At 49.8% G+C, this 255-nt stretch carries 1 protein-coding gene; it reads left to right on the forward strand.

Annotated elements, in window-relative coordinates:
* Positions 1-109: 109 nt before the first annotated feature.
* The coding region (locus QP119_RS11605) for a LysR family transcriptional regulator (protein WP_077695875.1) at positions 110-255 on the forward strand (146 nt) is incomplete at its 3' end.

The following is a 255-nucleotide window of genomic DNA, read 5'->3' on the forward strand; positions in this document are numbered from 1 at the left end:
ATCATAATTCTTGACCTCTCTTTACTTCCTTTTATGGTAAGGGGCTGGACGCTACATTGTTAGCCAGATATTCTGCCCGGTATGTTCAAATTTCCTGAATGAGAACGAAATGGCCAAAGAAAGGGCATTAACGCTGGAAGCACTACGGGTTATGGATGCGATCGATCGCCGGGGCAGTTTTGCGGCGGCGGCGGATGAGCTGGGACGCGTGCCTTCCGCACTTAGCTACACCATGCAAAAACTGGAAGAAGAGCT

This window comes from Corynebacterium frankenforstense, assembly GCF_030211955.1.
In the GTDB taxonomy this organism is placed as follows: domain Bacteria; phylum Actinomycetota; class Actinomycetes; order Mycobacteriales; family Mycobacteriaceae; genus Corynebacterium; species Corynebacterium frankenforstense_A.